The organism is Tessaracoccus luoxuelianae (genome assembly GCF_055326245.1).
In genome coordinates, this window is record NZ_JBUZNO010000004.1 from 131,175 (window position 1) to 145,155 (window position 13,981).

General features: G+C 72.7%; 12 protein-coding genes. 10 read left to right on the plus strand and 2 right to left on the minus strand.

Going from position 1 to position 13,981, the window contains the following annotated elements:
- The first annotated feature begins 72 nt into the window (after positions 1–72).
- Together ACZK39_RS07485 and purE are read left to right on the plus strand one after the other, a co-directional pair.
- Entirely contained in the window at positions 73–1,182 is a 1,110-nt protein-coding gene (locus ACZK39_RS07485; RefSeq protein ID WP_459056587.1) for a 5-(carboxyamino)imidazole ribonucleotide synthase, read from the plus strand.
- Positions 1,175–1,681, plus strand: a complete 507-nt coding sequence (purE, locus tag ACZK39_RS07490; RefSeq protein WP_182784723.1) for a 5-(carboxyamino)imidazole ribonucleotide mutase — start codon at positions 1,175–1,177, stop codon at positions 1,679–1,681. The genes ACZK39_RS07485 and purE overlap by 8 nt, the downstream gene beginning before the upstream one ends.
- 9 nt (positions 1,682–1,690) lie before the next feature.
- Here purE and ACZK39_RS07495 read toward each other — a convergent pair whose 3' ends face one another.
- Positions 1,691–2,770, minus strand: a complete 1,080-nt coding sequence (locus ACZK39_RS07495) for an LCP family protein (RefSeq protein WP_370586063.1) — start codon at positions 2,768–2,770, stop codon at positions 1,691–1,693.
- 120 nt (positions 2,771–2,890) lie between these two features.
- Here ACZK39_RS07495 and ACZK39_RS07500 point away from each other — a divergent pair, with 120 nt between their 5' ends.
- The 4 genes from ACZK39_RS07500 to ACZK39_RS07515 are packed head-to-tail and all read left to right on the plus strand — an operon-like array spanning position 2,891 to position 7,668.
- Entirely contained in the window at positions 2,891–4,315 is a 1,425-nt protein-coding gene (locus ACZK39_RS07500; RefSeq protein WP_463612952.1) for an LCP family protein, read from the plus strand.
- Positions 4,316–4,340: 25 nt separating this feature from the next.
- A complete protein-coding gene (locus tag ACZK39_RS07505) occupies positions 4,341–5,315 on the plus strand; it encodes a glycosyltransferase family 2 protein (protein ID WP_463612953.1) in 975 nt (324 codons plus the stop codon).
- Entirely contained in the window at positions 5,312–6,661 is a 1,350-nt protein-coding gene (locus ACZK39_RS07510; RefSeq protein ID WP_463612954.1) for a coiled-coil domain-containing protein, read from the plus strand. The genes ACZK39_RS07505 and ACZK39_RS07510 overlap by 4 nt, the downstream gene beginning before the upstream one ends.
- Positions 6,658–7,668: a DivIVA domain-containing protein gene (locus tag ACZK39_RS07515; RefSeq protein WP_459054776.1), complete on the plus strand. Its 1,011-nt coding sequence runs from the start codon at positions 6,658–6,660 to the stop codon at positions 7,666–7,668. Before ACZK39_RS07510 ends, ACZK39_RS07515 begins: the two co-directional genes overlap by 4 nt.
- Here ACZK39_RS07515 and ACZK39_RS07520 read toward each other — a convergent pair.
- Positions 7,657–8,310, minus strand: a complete 654-nt coding sequence (locus ACZK39_RS07520) for a TIGR03089 family protein (RefSeq protein WP_459054775.1) — start codon at positions 8,308–8,310, stop codon at positions 7,657–7,659. The two genes, ACZK39_RS07515 and ACZK39_RS07520, sit on opposite strands and share 12 nt — an antisense overlap.
- A gap of 52 nt (positions 8,311–8,362) precedes the next feature.
- Between ACZK39_RS07520 and ACZK39_RS07525 the strand changes: the two genes are divergently transcribed.
- Genes ACZK39_RS07525 through ACZK39_RS07540 form a run of 4 tightly spaced genes read left to right on the plus strand, consistent with a single transcriptional unit; the run spans position 8,363 to position 13,981 of the window.
- The gene (locus tag ACZK39_RS07525) at positions 8,363–9,442 is read left to right on the plus strand and encodes a mannose-1-phosphate guanylyltransferase (protein ID WP_463612955.1); all 1,080 of its coding nucleotides are present in this window, start codon (positions 8,363–8,365) and stop codon (positions 9,440–9,442) included.
- A 58-nt stretch (positions 9,443–9,500) separates the two neighbouring features.
- On the plus strand, positions 9,501–9,755 hold the full coding sequence (locus tag ACZK39_RS07530) for a WhiB family transcriptional regulator (RefSeq protein WP_459054773.1): 255 nt from the start codon (positions 9,501–9,503) through the stop codon (positions 9,753–9,755).
- A 21-nt stretch (positions 9,756–9,776) separates the two neighbouring features.
- Positions 9,777–12,728 carry a glycosyltransferase family 2 protein gene (locus tag ACZK39_RS07535; protein WP_463612956.1) on the plus strand — a complete coding sequence of 984 codons (2,952 nt, stop codon included), beginning with the start codon at positions 9,777–9,779 and terminating at the stop codon, positions 12,726–12,728.
- The gene (locus ACZK39_RS07540; RefSeq protein ID WP_463612957.1) at positions 12,725–13,981 is read left to right on the plus strand and encodes a DUF5719 family protein; all 1,257 of its coding nucleotides are present in this window, start codon (positions 12,725–12,727) and stop codon (positions 13,979–13,981) included. Before ACZK39_RS07535 ends, ACZK39_RS07540 begins: the two co-directional genes overlap by 4 nt.

Genomic DNA, 13,981 nt, shown 5'->3' on the forward strand with positions numbered 1-13,981 from the left:
CCGCTTGGGTATGCTGCCCCGGTGACTCGTCGCTATGCAGTGGCCATCGCCGGCGGTGGGCAGCTGGCCCGCATGATGCATCAGGCCGCCATCCCGCTGGGCATCGACGTCCGCCTCCTCGCGGAGGGCCCGGACGTGTCCGCGGCGCAGGTCATCCCGGGCGCCACCGTCGGCGACTACCGCAGCCTCGACACGCTGATGACCTTCACCGACGGGGTCGACGCGCTCACCTTCGACCACGAACACGTCCCCACCCGGCACCTCGAGGAGATCTCGCGGAAGGTGGCCGTGCGGCCGGGCCCCGCCGCGCTGGTCTACGCGCAGGACAAGGCCCTGATGCGGGAGAAGATGGCCGAGCTGGGCGTGGCCTGCCCCGCCTTCGCGGTGTGCGAGAACGTCAACGATCTGGCCGCCTTCGGGGAACGCCAGGGCTGGCCCATCATTGCCAAGACCTCCCGTGGGGGCTACGACGGCAAGGGTGTCTGGAAGCTCGACGACGACGACCAGGCCGAGGTTCCGTTCGAGGGCCTCGCCCACACGTCCGCGGGGGAGCGGGTCCGCATCGTCGCCGAGGAGTTCATCGACTTCTCCCGGGAGCTCTCCGCCATCGTCGTGCGCTCCCCCTCGGGGCAGGTGGTGGCTTACCCGATCAGCGAGACGGTGCAGACGGACGGCATCTGCGTGGAGACCGTCACGCCCGCGCCCGGACTGGACCCGGAGCGCGCCTCGGGGCTGCAGCAGATGGCCATCCGGATCGCCACCGAGCTCGGCGTCGTCGGGGTGCTCGCGGTGGAGTTGATGGAGGCCCGCGACGGCCGGATCGTGGTCAACGAGCTGGCCATGCGCCCCCACAACACCGGCCACTGGACCATCGACGGCGCCCGCACCAGCCAGTTCGAGAACCACATCCGGGCCGTCCTCGACCTGCCGCTCGGCTCCCCGGAGCTCCGCGACGACGTGGTGGTGATGACCAATGTCCTCGGCGGCGCCGAGAAGGACCTCACCGGCGCGCTCATGCACGTCTTCGCGCGCGACCGCACAGTCCGCGTGCACCTCTACGGCAAGGAGGTGAAGGCCGGCCGGAAGGTGGGCCACGTCACCTGCCTCGGCACAGACCTCGACGACGTCCGCCGCCGGGCGCACCACGCGGCCGGCTACCTGATGGGAGACCCGAATGCCTGAACCGCTCGTCTCGATCGTGATGGGCTCTGATTCGGACTGGCCCACCATGTCGGCCTCGGCCGATGCGCTCGCCGAGTTCGGCGTCCCATTCGAGGCCGATGTGGTCTCGGCGCACCGCATGCCCGAGGACATGGTGAGCTTCGGCCGCGAGGCCCACACGCGCGGCATCAAGGTGATCATCGCCGGCGCCGGCGGCGCGGCCCATCTGCCGGGCATGCTCGCCGCCCTCACCCCGCTGCCCGTGATCGGCGTTCCGGTGGCGCTGAAGTTCCTCGACGGCATGGACTCGCTGCTGTCGATCGTGCAGATGCCCGCGGGCGTCCCCGTCGCGACGGTGGCCATCGGCAACGCCCGCAACGCCGGCCTGCTCGCGGTGCGGATACTGGCGGCCTCGGACGAGGCGCTGATGGAGCGGATGCTGGACTTCCAGGAGTCCCTGCGCGATGCCGCCCGGGCCAAGGGCGCGGTCGTCCGCGAGGCGTCCGGCCAGAACTCCTGACCCTGGACGCTAAGAGCTGAGCCCGGTGGTGTCGCCCGCGGCGAGCGCCGCGAACACCTCGGCTGCCGCCGCGTCGTCCCAGCGGACCACTGAGCCGACCCCGCTCACGTTGCCCGTGCCCGCCACAGGGACGGTCATGCTGATCCCGGAGCCGGTGGTCGCGGCGAAGAAGCCCGCGGCCACGGCCGCCATGTCCAGCAGCCCGGTGTCCTCGCCGCGACCCAGGGACTGGGCCGCGGCCATGTTGAGCTGCCAGTAGCGCACCGGGTTGAGCACGGTCATGGGGTGGATCACCTCCCGGGCCATGGCCCCCATCACCTCGCGCTGGCGGTCTACCCGGCCGAGGTCGCCCCTCGGGTCGCCCTTACGCATCCGGACGTAGCCGAGCGCTGTGGTCCCGTTCACCCTCTGACAGCCGGCGGACATCGTGAGGTGGGAGTCGCGGTCGTCGATGTCGAACGTGGGGCACACCTCGATCCCGCCGAGGGCGTCGACCACGTCGACGACGCCGTCGAAGCCCACCTCGAGGTAGCCGTCGATACGGATGCCGGTGTTGGCCTCCACCGTCTCGACGAGCAGTGGCGCGCCCCCGAACGCGAAGGCGGCGTTGAGCCTGTTGTCCGATCGCCCCGGGATGCTGACCAGCGAGTCGCGCGGCATCGACAGCAGCACCGGGTCCCCGACGGCGGGCCGGTGCATCAGCATCATCGTGTCCGTCCGGGCGCCGGCCACGCCGGCTCGCGCGTCCGAGCCCACCAGCAGGACAGTGGTCCCGGGCTGGTCGGCGGGCCGGTCTCCGGCAGGGGTGGCGTCCACCCTGGTGCTGATCACCCAGGCGTACAGCGGCGTGACGAGCAGGAAGAGCAGCCACAGCACCAGCATCGTGCCGACGAACCGCCGCAGCGGGCGTCGTCGCCGACGGGTGCGGCGCCGCGGCGCCTTGGGCGGAGGCGGGGGAGCCGCGACGCTCGGGGCTGGCGCGGCGGGTCGAGTGGGCGGAGGGTAGGCGGGCATGACCGCGGTCGGCTCCGGCTCGTCCGGAGACTCCTGCCGGTACAGCCAGTCCATGTTGTCGTCGCGATTGACCACCCGGGGTCCTCCTGTCCGCGGGCCAGGATACCCGCGGAGATCCGGCGCCGACGGCGTGGCAGATTTGGCCTCCCGCGGTGAGGGCGCGAAACTGGGGCGAGTCACCGAAGAGGAGCACCCGTGACCCTACCGCAGCCCGCCGAGGCTCAGGCCGTCCACGCGCGGCGCGCCCTCGGGTTCATCCTCATGTCCGCGGCGGTGCCAGGCTCCGTGCAGAGTTTCGCGGGGAACCGCGGCCTGGGCCGGATCGCCGGCCGGGTCTACGGCGCGGCGGCGCTGCTCGGCGTGCTGGTTCTCCTCGGGCTCTGGCTGTGGCGCGGCCCCACCGTCGGAGTCCTGCTCACCCCCTGGGTGGCCACGATCGTCAGATTCGCGCTGTGGGTGCTGTTCGCGGGCTGGGTGCTGCTGCTCCTGGACTCCTGGCGGCTCGCCCGCCCGCTGCGCCTACCCAGGCGGCCGCGCCTGGTGCTCACCATCACCTCGCTGGTCCTGGCGCTCGCCGTCGGCGGCGTCACCACGGTAGCCGCGAACGCCCTGGTGGCGGCCCGCAACGTCGGCGAGGTCTTCGGGGGCGGCGGCGAGGCGGAGATCAAGGACGGCCGCTACAACGTCCTCCTCCTGGGGGCGGATTCCGCGGCGGACCGGCAGGGCCTGCGCCCGGACTCGATCAACGTGGCCTCCGTGGACGCCCAGACGGGCCGAACGGTGCTGTTCGGCCTACCACGCAACCTGCAGAAGGTGCGGTTCCCTGACTCGTCGCCCCTGAACGAGCTGTACCCCGACGGCTTCGTCTGCGAGGACAACGGCTGCATGCTCAACGGCATCTGGACGCTCGGCGAGGAACACGCGGACCTGTACCCGGGCCGGCAGGCGGGCCTCGAGGCCATGAAGGAGGCGGTCGAGGAGACCCTCGGCCTGGACCTCAACTACTACGCGCTGGTGGATATGCACGGGTTCAGCGCGCTCATCGACGCCATGGGCGGCATCAGGCTTGACATCTCCAAGCCGATTCCCATCGGCGGGGGCGGTTCCCCGATCAGTGGCTACATCGACCCCGGCGAAGACGTGCTGCTCGACGGCTACCACGCGCTGTGGTTCGCCCGCTCCCGCGCCGAGTCAAGCGACTACGAGCGGATGGTGCGCCAGAAGTGCGTGATGTCCGCCATGGTCCAGCAACTCGACCCGGCGACGGTGGCCACGAAGTTCGTCGAGCTCAGCGAGGCGGGTGGGGATCTCCTCAAGACCGACGTCGGCACCGGCGCGATCGCCGACCTGGCCGAGCTGGCCCTCAAGGCGCGCGAGCAGAACATCACGTCGGTCAACTTCTCCCCGCCGCTCATCGTCACGGCGGACCCGGACTTCGAGCTGATCCGCAGCACCGTCGACGAGAAGCTCTCCCCAACCCCGACCCCGGAGCCCACCGCCACCTCGGCGGCCCCGTCGGCGAGCGGGTCGGAGGCCGCAGCCTCGCCTTCCGCCCAGGCGGCCGACGACAAGCCGTTCACCGAAACCCCCGATCTGGCCGCCGTTTGCTCGGTCAGCTAGGTTGTCACCGGAGGAAGGAGTCTCGGTGCAGCCTGTCAGCGTGGTGATGCCCATCCGAAACGAGGAAAAGCATCTGCGCGCCGCGGTGGAGCGCGTGCTGGATCAGCGTTACCCGGGTGAGCTCGAGATCGTGCTCGCGGTGGCGCCGAGCGAGGACCGGACCCATGAGATCGCCGACGAGCTCGCCGCCGCGGACCCCCGTGTGGTCGTCCTAGACAACCCCACCGGATTCACCCCGGCAGGCCTCAACATCGCCATCGACCACTCCAGCCACGACATCATCGTCCGTGTCGACGGGCACGGCGAGCTCAGCCCCGGCTACATCGAGACAGCGGTGGCACTCCTGGTGGAGACCGGGGCCGCCAACGTCGGCGGGCTCATGGACGCGCAGGGCACAACGCCGCTGTCGGAGGCCATCGCGGCGGCGTACAACTCGCGGCTCGGGCTGGGTGGCGGCGGCTTCCACCTCGCCGACACCCCGGCGGGTCCGGCCGACACAGTCTTCCTCGGAGTGTTTCGCAAGGCGAAGCTCCAGGAGGTGGGCGCCTTCGACGAGACCCTCCACCGCGCCCAGGACTGGGAGCTCAACTACCGGCTCCGCCACGCCGGCCACCTGGTCTACTTCACGCCCAGCCTGCGCGTCGTCTATCACCCGCGGGACGGTTACCGCGCCCTGGCCAGGCAGTTCTACACCACAGGCCAGTGGCGCCGTGAGGTGGCCCGCCGTCACCCGGAGACCCTTTCGCTGCGCTACCTGGCGCCTCCACTCACCGTGCTCGGGCTCGGCGGGGGGCTCCTCGGCGGGCTGCTTGGACTGATCCTGCGCAACAACGCCCTCACCGGCCTGCTGCTGACCCCGGCCGTCTACCTCGCGTTCGTCGCCGCCGCGACAGCCAGCGTCCGGTCATTGTCCCCGGCCGCGCGGCTCAGGTTCCCCGTCGTGCTCGCCGTCATGCACCTGTTCTGGGGGGCCGGGTTCGTCCGCGGCCTGCCTCAGTGACCATGGGGGCCGCGGAGACCGCCAGCGGCCTGCTCCTGCAGGCGCAACGGTTGGCGGACCGGGTCCGCGAGGAGGCCGAGGCTGATGTGGCGCGCTCCAGGCAGGAACTCGCCGGCCTCCTCCGGGAGCGCGACGAGGCGGCAGGCGAACTCGAGTTCGTCCGTCACCGGCTCGACGATGCCCGCGCGGACGCGCAACGGGCCCTCACCGAGGCTGCGGACCAGGCCGGCCGGATCACCGAGTCCGCGCAGCGCGCAGCCGATGAGGTGATCGGCGACGCCCGCGCCGAGGCTGAGGCGGAGGTCGCGGCCGCGCGCCGGCAAGCGGCTGAGCTCGTGGCCGAGGCGGAGGCAGAGACGGGACGAATCCGCGAGGAGTTAGAGCGGCGCCGCGCGGAGCACGACGCGCTACTGGAGCGCGAACGCCGGGCCTTCGAGCGGGAACTGGCCGAGCAGGCCGCCCAGGCCGACGCGGACGCTGCCAAGGTGCGCGCGGACGCCGAGGCCGAGGCGCGGCGCAGCGCGGCAGAGGTGGACGACCTGCTCCGGGAGGCGCGCGACGAGGCGGCCAGGGTCCGCGCCGACGCCGCGGCAGAGGTGGAGATCCAGCGTGAGGCGGGTGCCGCGCAGGCCGCCCGCCTGATCGACGACGCGGAGAGTCGCTCGCAGGCCCAGCTGGCCGACGCGGCCGCGCAGCTGGCCTGGGCCCGCACCACAGTCTCCGCGCTGCTCGATGGAGCCAAGGCCGACATCGCCCGCTCCACCCGCGATTCCCACCTGGCCAACGCAACCCGGTCCAGGGAACTGCGGGCCAAGCTCGCGCGGACCACGGACCGTGCCGTCGAGGTGGCCCGGCAACGCATCCGATCCGCCGAGGTGGACGCCGCCGACATCCGGGCGCGGGCCGAAGCCGAGCTGCGCGCCGCCGCAGACCACGCCACTCGCACCCGTGCAGACGCCGAGACGAGGGCAACCGATTCGCTGGACCGGGCCAGACGCGAGGCCGAAGCGATCGTGCGCCGCGCCGAGGAACGAACCGCGGAGGCCGAGACCACGGCCGCTCTGGTGCGCGAGACGCTGGCAGCGGATCTGGAGCGTTCGCAACGCGCCTCCTTCGAGCGCACCCGTGCCACCCGCGAGGAGGCGGTGAGGCTGCTCGCCGAAGCCCGCACCGAGGCCGAGGCGCTCCGATCCGGGGCCCGCGAGACAGTCGCGTCCGCCCGCGACGAGGTTGCGCGGCTCACCCGCCGCCGAGATAACATCACCGCGCAGCTCAGCAGCCTCTCCGGCGTCATCGAAGCACTTTCCGTCCCAGGAACCACCCCCACCCCCAGCGAGGAATCATGACCACACCCAGTTTCCGTACCGTGCTGCGCGGCTACGAGCCGTCCCAGGTCGACGCCGAGATCGCCACGTTGCAGCAGGCCCTGGACTCGGCCAGGGCCGAGCTGGGTGAGCTGAGCGTCCAGCTGCGGGAGGCCGGCCAGGAGCGGGCCGCTCTTGAAGCCCGCCTCGCCGAGGCGCAGGCCCGGGCCGAGGAGGCCGCCCGCGCCCAGCACGTGGCCTCGCGGCCCACCTTCGCCGAGCTCGGCGAGCGCGTGGGCCAGATCCTCTCCCTCGCCGAGGAGGAGGCCGACGACACCCGCCGCGCCGCGCAGGAGGAGGCCGCCGCCCGGATCGAGGAGGCCACCCGGATCGCGCAGGCCACCGCCGTCGAGGCTGACCGCTACGCGGTGGACACCCGATCCTCCGCCGAGGCCGACGCGGAGGCGCGCCTCACCGGCGCCCAGCGTCGCGCCGACGAGCTGCTGGACCACGCGGACCGCGAGGCCGCCACCCGCCGTGAGGAGGCAGAGGCCGTCTACGAGTCCCAGCAGGCAAGGGCCGCCCAGGCCGCCGCGGACTTCGAGCGGACGCTCGCCGAGCGGCGCGATGCCGCGGCAGCGGACTTCGCGGCGGCCATGGGCCAGCGCGACGATCAGCTCCGGGCGGCCGAGGAGAACCTTCAGGCAGCCGAGAACGAGGCGCAGCGCATCATCTCAGACGCCTCCTCGCAGGCCGAGGCCGTGCGCGTCAAGGCCGAGCGTGAGGCCGACGCGTTGGTGAGCGAGGCCCGGACGCGGGCGGATCGCATCCGCCGTGACTCGGACCGCGAACTGGCCGCTGTGACCCAGCGCCGCGATTCGATCACCTCCCAGCTGTCCAATGTGCGTCAGATGCTGGCCACCCTCGGTGGGGGAGCGGTCCTCGCGGCGGTGGACCCGGACCCGGAGCCGGATCCTGAGCCGGAGTCCGAGGCCGAGGCGGAGGCCCAGCCGCAGGCGGACGAGGCGGAGCAGCCCTCAGATCAGTAGCGCGCGCTCCGCGGCGGCGATCTCGGCCGCCCGTTCCCGTGACACCCCCACTGCCACCACCGTCGAGCCGGACCCCTGGACGGGCGCCACGAGCGCCCCGGCCACGGTGGCCCAGCCCGCGGGCGGATCCAGGAGCAGAAGCCGTCCGTCTCTGGGCGCCGTCGCCGGCACAGGGGCGCCGTCCCACACCGTCGACTCGCCGAGCGGGGAGAGGTCGTGGGCATCCGGCTGCGCCATCGCCTCCCGGAAGTCCACCGCGCCGTCAGGGGCCACCGGGAAACCCAGCCCCAGCGGGTGCAGCGAGCACGCCACCGTCGTGGCCGCGCGGCGGTCGTCGCCCGGACCCACCACCAGCAGCTCCGCGCCCGAGATCCCCGGGTTGACCGGGCAGCCGCGCTGCCACGCCGCGGCCACCCACACCAACGTCACCCAGTGCGCCGGGTGGGTCTCGGCGAGCGCCACGTCGATCGGCTCGCCGTCGTCGTGGCCCAGGTCCGCGATGAGGTTGGCGGTCTTGTCCACCCAGTTGGCGAACGTGACGGCCGACAGCTCGATCCGGGAGCCGTCGTGCCCGTCGTAGTAGGTGAGGAGGGGCTGCGAGCCCTGACGGGCGACGCGACGGCGGAGGGCGCTGATGAGCATGGACCGATCCTATTGGGGGCCTTGGCCCCTCCGGATTCGCTAGCCTCCCACCATGCGCTACGTCGTCATCATGGCCGGTGGATCCGGCACCCGCCTCTGGCCGCTGTCCAGGCAGGGCAGGCCCAAGCAGCTGCTGGAGCTCTTCGGAGGGTCCTCGCTGCTGCGGCTGGCCTACGAGAGGCTCGTCGGCCTGGTGCCGCCGGAGCGCATCCTGGTGTGCACGGGACGCGCCTACGCCGAGGATGTGGCCCGGCAGCTGCCCGAACTGGCCGCCGGAAACATCCTGGGGGAACCTGAGGGCCGCGATTCGCTCAACGCGGTGGCCTGGTCCGCAGCGGTGGTCGCGGACAGGGACCCCGAGGCGGTGGTGGCCATGGTCACCGCGGATCAGGTGATCACGCCCGTTGAGGAGTTCCAGCGCAGCCTCGCACTGGCGTTCGAGGTGGCCGAGCAGCGGCCGAATGCGCTGGTGACCCTCGGCGTGTTGCCCACCTCGCCCCATACCGGCTACGGCTACCTCCACCGCGCCGAAGAGCTCGACGGTTTCCCCGGGGTGCACCGGGTGGCGGAGTTCAAGGAGAAGCCCTCGCGGGAGGTGGCCGAGCAGTACCTGGCCACCGGCGAGTACTGGTGGAACGCCGGCATGTTCGTGTGGCGGGCCGCGACACTGCTGGGTCAGCTGGACCAGCTGCTCCCGGACACCGCCGCCAAGGTGCGCGCCATCGTCGCCGATCCGGGGCTCCTCGACGAGATCTTCCCCACGCTGCAGAAGATCTCAGTGGACTACGCCGTGATGGAGCCCGCCTCCCTCGGCCGCACCGACGCCGAGGTGGTGAGCGTCGGCCTGGCGATCGACTGGCGCGACGTGGGTGGTTTCGTCTCGCTGGCCGGGCTCCTGACCCAGGACGAGCACGGCAACGCCGTCGACGGAGCCACCGTCACGCTGGACTCGCAGGGATGCGTCCTCATCAACACCACGGGCGCCGGGCACGTGCTCGGCACCATCGGACTCCGCGACTGCCTCGTGGTCTCCACACCCACCGCCACCCTGGTGGCGCCGCTCGCCGATTCGGAGCGCGTGAAGGAGCTGGTGGCCCTCGTGCGGGAGAATGCGGGGGACCAATTCGCCTGATCGGCTTGACCGATCAAAATCACTCGTGTGTAATTCACAACAACGAAGGGAGGCGACGGTGGATGAGACCATCGATCTCTTCGGAGACGACGGAGCCTTCTCGTGGCAGGCTGACGCGCTGTGCGCGCAAACGGACCCCGAGGCCTTCTTCCCGGAGAAGGGCGGCTCCACCCGCGAAGCCAAGCGGGTGTGTCAGAACTGCACCGTCCGCACCGAATGCCTCGAGTACGCTTTGGGCCACGACGAGCGCTTCGGGATCTGGGGCGGCCTCTCCGAGCGCGAACGCCGGAAGCTGAAGCGCGCGGCCGGCTAATCCCAGGTCCGGGAGGACAGTGTGACTGACGAACCGCAGCACGGACGCCTCGAGGATCTCTGGTCCTGGATCGATTCCGAGGATCCGGCCGGGGAGATCCCACTCATCGAACCCGCTGCGGTGACCGCCGTGATGGTGGTCCACGACGCGGCGGAATGGCTTCCCCGTCAACTACTCGCCCTGGCCCGCCTTGATCCCCGGCCGGGCAGGATCGTCGCGGTGGACACCGGATCGGTCGACGACTCGAGAGACCTGGTGCTGCGCGCGGTCGCCGAGGGCGTCCTGGATGAACTGGTGGACGCAGACGCGGGCAGCAGCTTCGGCGAGGCGGTGAGCCTGGCGCTCGCGGAGTCCGAGCCTGAGTGGATCTGGCTGCTGCACGACGACTCATCCCCCCACCCCGACACCCTCGCCCACCTCCTCGACGGCGCCCGTCAGGCCGACGTGGTGGTGCCGAAGCTCCTCGAGCCCAAGCGGCGCAACTACCCCGACACCCTCTCGGAGGTGGGGCAGGCCATCACCCCCGGGGGGCAGCGCGTGCCGCTGGTGGAGGAGGGCGACGTGGACCAGCAGCAGACCGAGCCTCGCGAGGTCCTGGGCGGGTCCACCGCCGGCATGCTGGTCAGGGGCGAGGTGTGGCGCGAGATCGGCGGACTGGCTCCCGAGGTGGCCCGTCACCGCGACGGCGTGGACCTGGGGTGGCGCGCCAACGCCGTCGGCTACCGCGTGCTGACCTGGCCCGCCGCCGCGCTGGTGCACCGTCGCGCCGGCCGCACCGGAGAGCGTCCCTCGGACCTGCACCCGCACGAGGACGACCGGCTGGCGGCGCTCCGGGTGGCCGGGGCGCGGGGCGCCTCCCGCGCGGGTGTCGCGGTGGGCTCGACGCTGCGGGCGCTGGGCTTCCTCCTGGCCAAATCCCCAGGACATGCAGGCGCCGAGCTGGCGGCGATACGCCGCTACCTGGGCAGCGGCGAGGTCACGGCCGCGCTGGCGGCCCGGCTGCCGGAGGAGGACCTCACCCCCGACGACCTGCTCCCCAACCGCTTCTGGCCGCTGCGCCACGCCGTCGACAAGCTGGGCGCCGGGGTCTCGGAGAGGTTCCGGGATCTGCGGGAGGCCGACACCACCCTCGACGACCTGACCGGCGACGACTTCGCCGGAGGGCCGGTGCGCCGCCGGGTGATCTCTCCGGTGACCGCGCTGCTGGTCCTGCTCGCCGTCGCGGCGGTCGCGGCCGGCCGTACCCTGCTCGGCCTCGGCGCGGTCTCCGGGGGCGGTCTGCTTCCGGCCCCGGGGTCGATCGGCGCGGTGTGGGAGGCGTACCTGAGCGGTGAGGCGCCCTGGATGGGTGTCGCGGCGGTCGCCTCGCTGGCCGGTCTGGGCAGCCCGGGTTGGTTCGCTTTCCTGGCCCTGCTCGCCACCCCGCTGCTGGCGGGGCTGTCCGCGCTGGCGCTGCTGCGCCGGCTCGGCGTGACGCCCGCGGTCGGGGCGGCCGTCTCGGCGGCGTGGGCCGGTGCCACCATCCTGCTGGGCCTCGTCACCGCCGGCGACGTCAGCGGCATGGTGCTGGCCGTCGTCGGGCCGTTGCTGGCCAGGGCGGTGCACGCCGTCGTCCGCAACGAGGCCGCCGGGGCGGAGCGGCTCCGGGCGCCGGCGGGCGCCGCCTTCTGGCTGGTCATCGCCTCGCTCGTGTGGCCGGTGCTGCTGGTGCTGGCCACCCTCGCCGCCGTCGGCTGGGCCGTGCGCGACCGCTCCCGCGTGGCGGACGTCGCCGTCGGCGTCCTGCCGGCCTGGGTGTTTTTCGCCCCCTGGCTGGGGCATCTCCTCGCGCACCCCGGCCGCCTCTTCACCGGGGTGGATCCGAATGCGTGGCCGGACTTCCCGCCGGCGTCCTTCGCACTGGTGGTGGGCCGCATCCTCCCCTCGGGGCTGCCGCTGTGGGCCAACGTGACCTTCTTCGCCGTGCTGGCCCTCGTCGCCGTCGTGGCCCTGGCGCGGCTCTCCGGCACGGCCTGGCGGTGGGCGATCGCCGGGATCGCCGCCCCGCTGGTGATCGGGACTCTGCTGTCGCGGCTGGTGGTCACCGTCGATGGCGGCACCGCCCGGGTCCTCCTGTCGCCGTGGGCGCTGCTCGTGGTGGCCGCCCTGCTCGCGCCCGTGGTGGCGGCCGCGCTGGCGGGCACGGCCCTGACCCGCTCGGCCGTGGCGCTGGGCGTGAGCGGCCTGCTGACCGCCGGGGTGTGGGCTGTGGTGGGCTTCAACGGGCCCGTGGACGACACGGCCTCGGCGCTTCCCGGCTACGTGCGTGACGTGCTGGACTCCCCCCGCGACACCCGCGCCCTCATGATCGAACTCACCGACGACGGTGCCCTCGCGTGGAATGTCGTTGACGCCCGCCAACCCCAGTGGGGCACCGGCGAACGCAATCCGGCTGGGGATTTCTCCGCCGAGTTCCGCGCCCTGGTCCAGGCCTTCTCCACCGGGGCGGTGCCAGACGACGTGGCCCAGCAGCTGACCGCGCTGGGGACCTCGCACGTCTGGCTGCGGGGCTTCGACCCCGAGCTGAGGGCTGCCCTGGACAACGCGGCGGGAATGACCAGCGCAGCGGCGGACGCCGAGACGGTGGTCTGGACCGTGCTCGGCCTCGTCTCCAGGTCTCAGGTCGTCGACGGCGAGACCGCCGAGCCGTTGGTGCAGGGCCGCGTGGAGGAGGGTGCCGCCGGGCGCAGACTGGTGGTAGCCGAGCCACCGGACGCGGACTGGCAGGCCACCCTCGACGGACGGCCTCTCCAGCGGATCGACGGCGCGGACCGCCTGACCTTCGACCTGGGCCAGTCGGCGGGTGAGGTGGCCGTGCAGCCGCGGCCGCATCCGTGGCGCTTCGCCGTCCAGCTCGCCGTCGCGGCGGTCCTGGCCATCCTGGCGGCCCCCACGCTGGGTGCGGCCACCGTGGCGCGGAGGGGGCAGGAATGATCCGCAGACTGGGAGTGTCGTTGGCGGCCCTCATGCTGGTGGTGGCCGTGGCTGTCGGGTTGGCGCTGATCAGCCCGCTCCGGAAGCCGGTCGCCGAGGTGATCGAGCTTCCCCGAAGCACGGCGTTGACCTGCATCCCGGCAGGTCAAGTCCTCGTCAGTGGCTCCGGTGAGCTCAGCGTCACGGGGCTCGACGGGGCCGAGCGCGCCGTCACCGCACCGGTGGCCGAGCCTGTGACAGGGTCGGTGGGCCTCCGTGCTGAGGACACGATTGCGGCGGGCGTCCTCGTCGAGGAGCCGCAGCGCGCCTTCGCGCCGTGCGGCACCCCGGCGACCGCCGGGATGGTGCTCGTCGCGGACCCCGCCGCCACGGAGCTCATCCTGGTCAACACGGACCCCGGCGCGGCCGCGGTGGATCTCACCCTCCTCGGCCCCGACGGCGAGGTGACCGCAGTGGGGGCCCGGGGGATCGCCCTGGCGCCAGGCGTCAGCAGGAGGGTCGCCTTGTCGGTGCTGGCGCCGGCCGGGCCGGTCGGCGTCGCGTTCAGTACCAGTCAGGGCCGCGTGGCGCTCATCGCCGCTGCGGTGGAGGGCCGCCCCACGCAGTTCGCGCCGCCCACCACGGTGGCCACCGAGCACCTGCTCACCGGCGCCCCGGGGGGCGCCACCTCGTCGCGGCTCCTGGTGAGCAACCCCACGGAGAACCGCACGGAGGTGTCCATCGAGGGCATGGGGCCGGCAGGGCCGTACGTGCCCGCGGTGGCCGATTCGCTCTCCATCCCGGCCATGAGCACCATCTCGATCGACCTCACGGCACCCCTGGCAGGGGAGCCGACGGCTGTGCGGGTCACGTCGACGGTCGCGGTGGGGGCGGCGCTCGTCACCGGAGCGACGGGCGCCCGAGCCACCGTCGTGGCTGAGGCGCCAGGCACGGACCTGACAGGGTTGGTCCCCGGGGCGGGGACCCTGCTGCTGAGCAACCCCGGCCGATCGGACACACTCACCGCGGACGTCGGCCTCACCCCCGTCGGGGGAGAGACCACCAACCAGCAGGTCAGCATCGGGCCAGGCCAGAGCGTCACGGTGCCGGTCCCGGAGGGCGGGCCAGTGGTGGTCTCCGTCACCTCGGACGCCGAGGTGCTCGCCGCTGCCGTGTCGGTGACACCGGAGGGCACCGTGGTGGTTCCCGTCGGCCCAGCCGCGGTCGCAGAGGTGCAGACCCTGCCTGCAGAGCTGCGCCCCGCGCTGCGCTGA

Excerpts from the sequence above, each read along its gene's own strand:
- purE (WP_182784723.1), top strand. The coding sequence starts at position 1,175 with ATGCCTGAACCGCTCGTCTCGATCGTGATGGGCTCTGATTCGGACTGG.
- ACZK39_RS07485 (WP_459056587.1), top strand. The coding sequence starts at position 73 with ATGATGCATCAGGCCGCCATCCCGCTGGGCATCGACGTCCGCCTCCTC.
- ACZK39_RS07515 (WP_459054776.1), top strand. The coding sequence starts at position 6,658 with ATGACCACACCCAGTTTCCGTACCGTGCTGCGCGGCTACGAGCCGTCC.
- ACZK39_RS07540 (WP_463612957.1), top strand. The coding sequence starts at position 12,725 with ATGATCCGCAGACTGGGAGTGTCGTTGGCGGCCCTCATGCTGGTGGTG.
- ACZK39_RS07520 (WP_459054775.1), bottom strand. The coding sequence starts at position 8,310 with ATGCTCATCAGCGCCCTCCGCCGTCGCGTCGCCCGTCAGGGCTCGCAG.
- ACZK39_RS07525 (WP_463612955.1), top strand. The coding sequence starts at position 8,363 with ATGCGCTACGTCGTCATCATGGCCGGTGGATCCGGCACCCGCCTCTGG.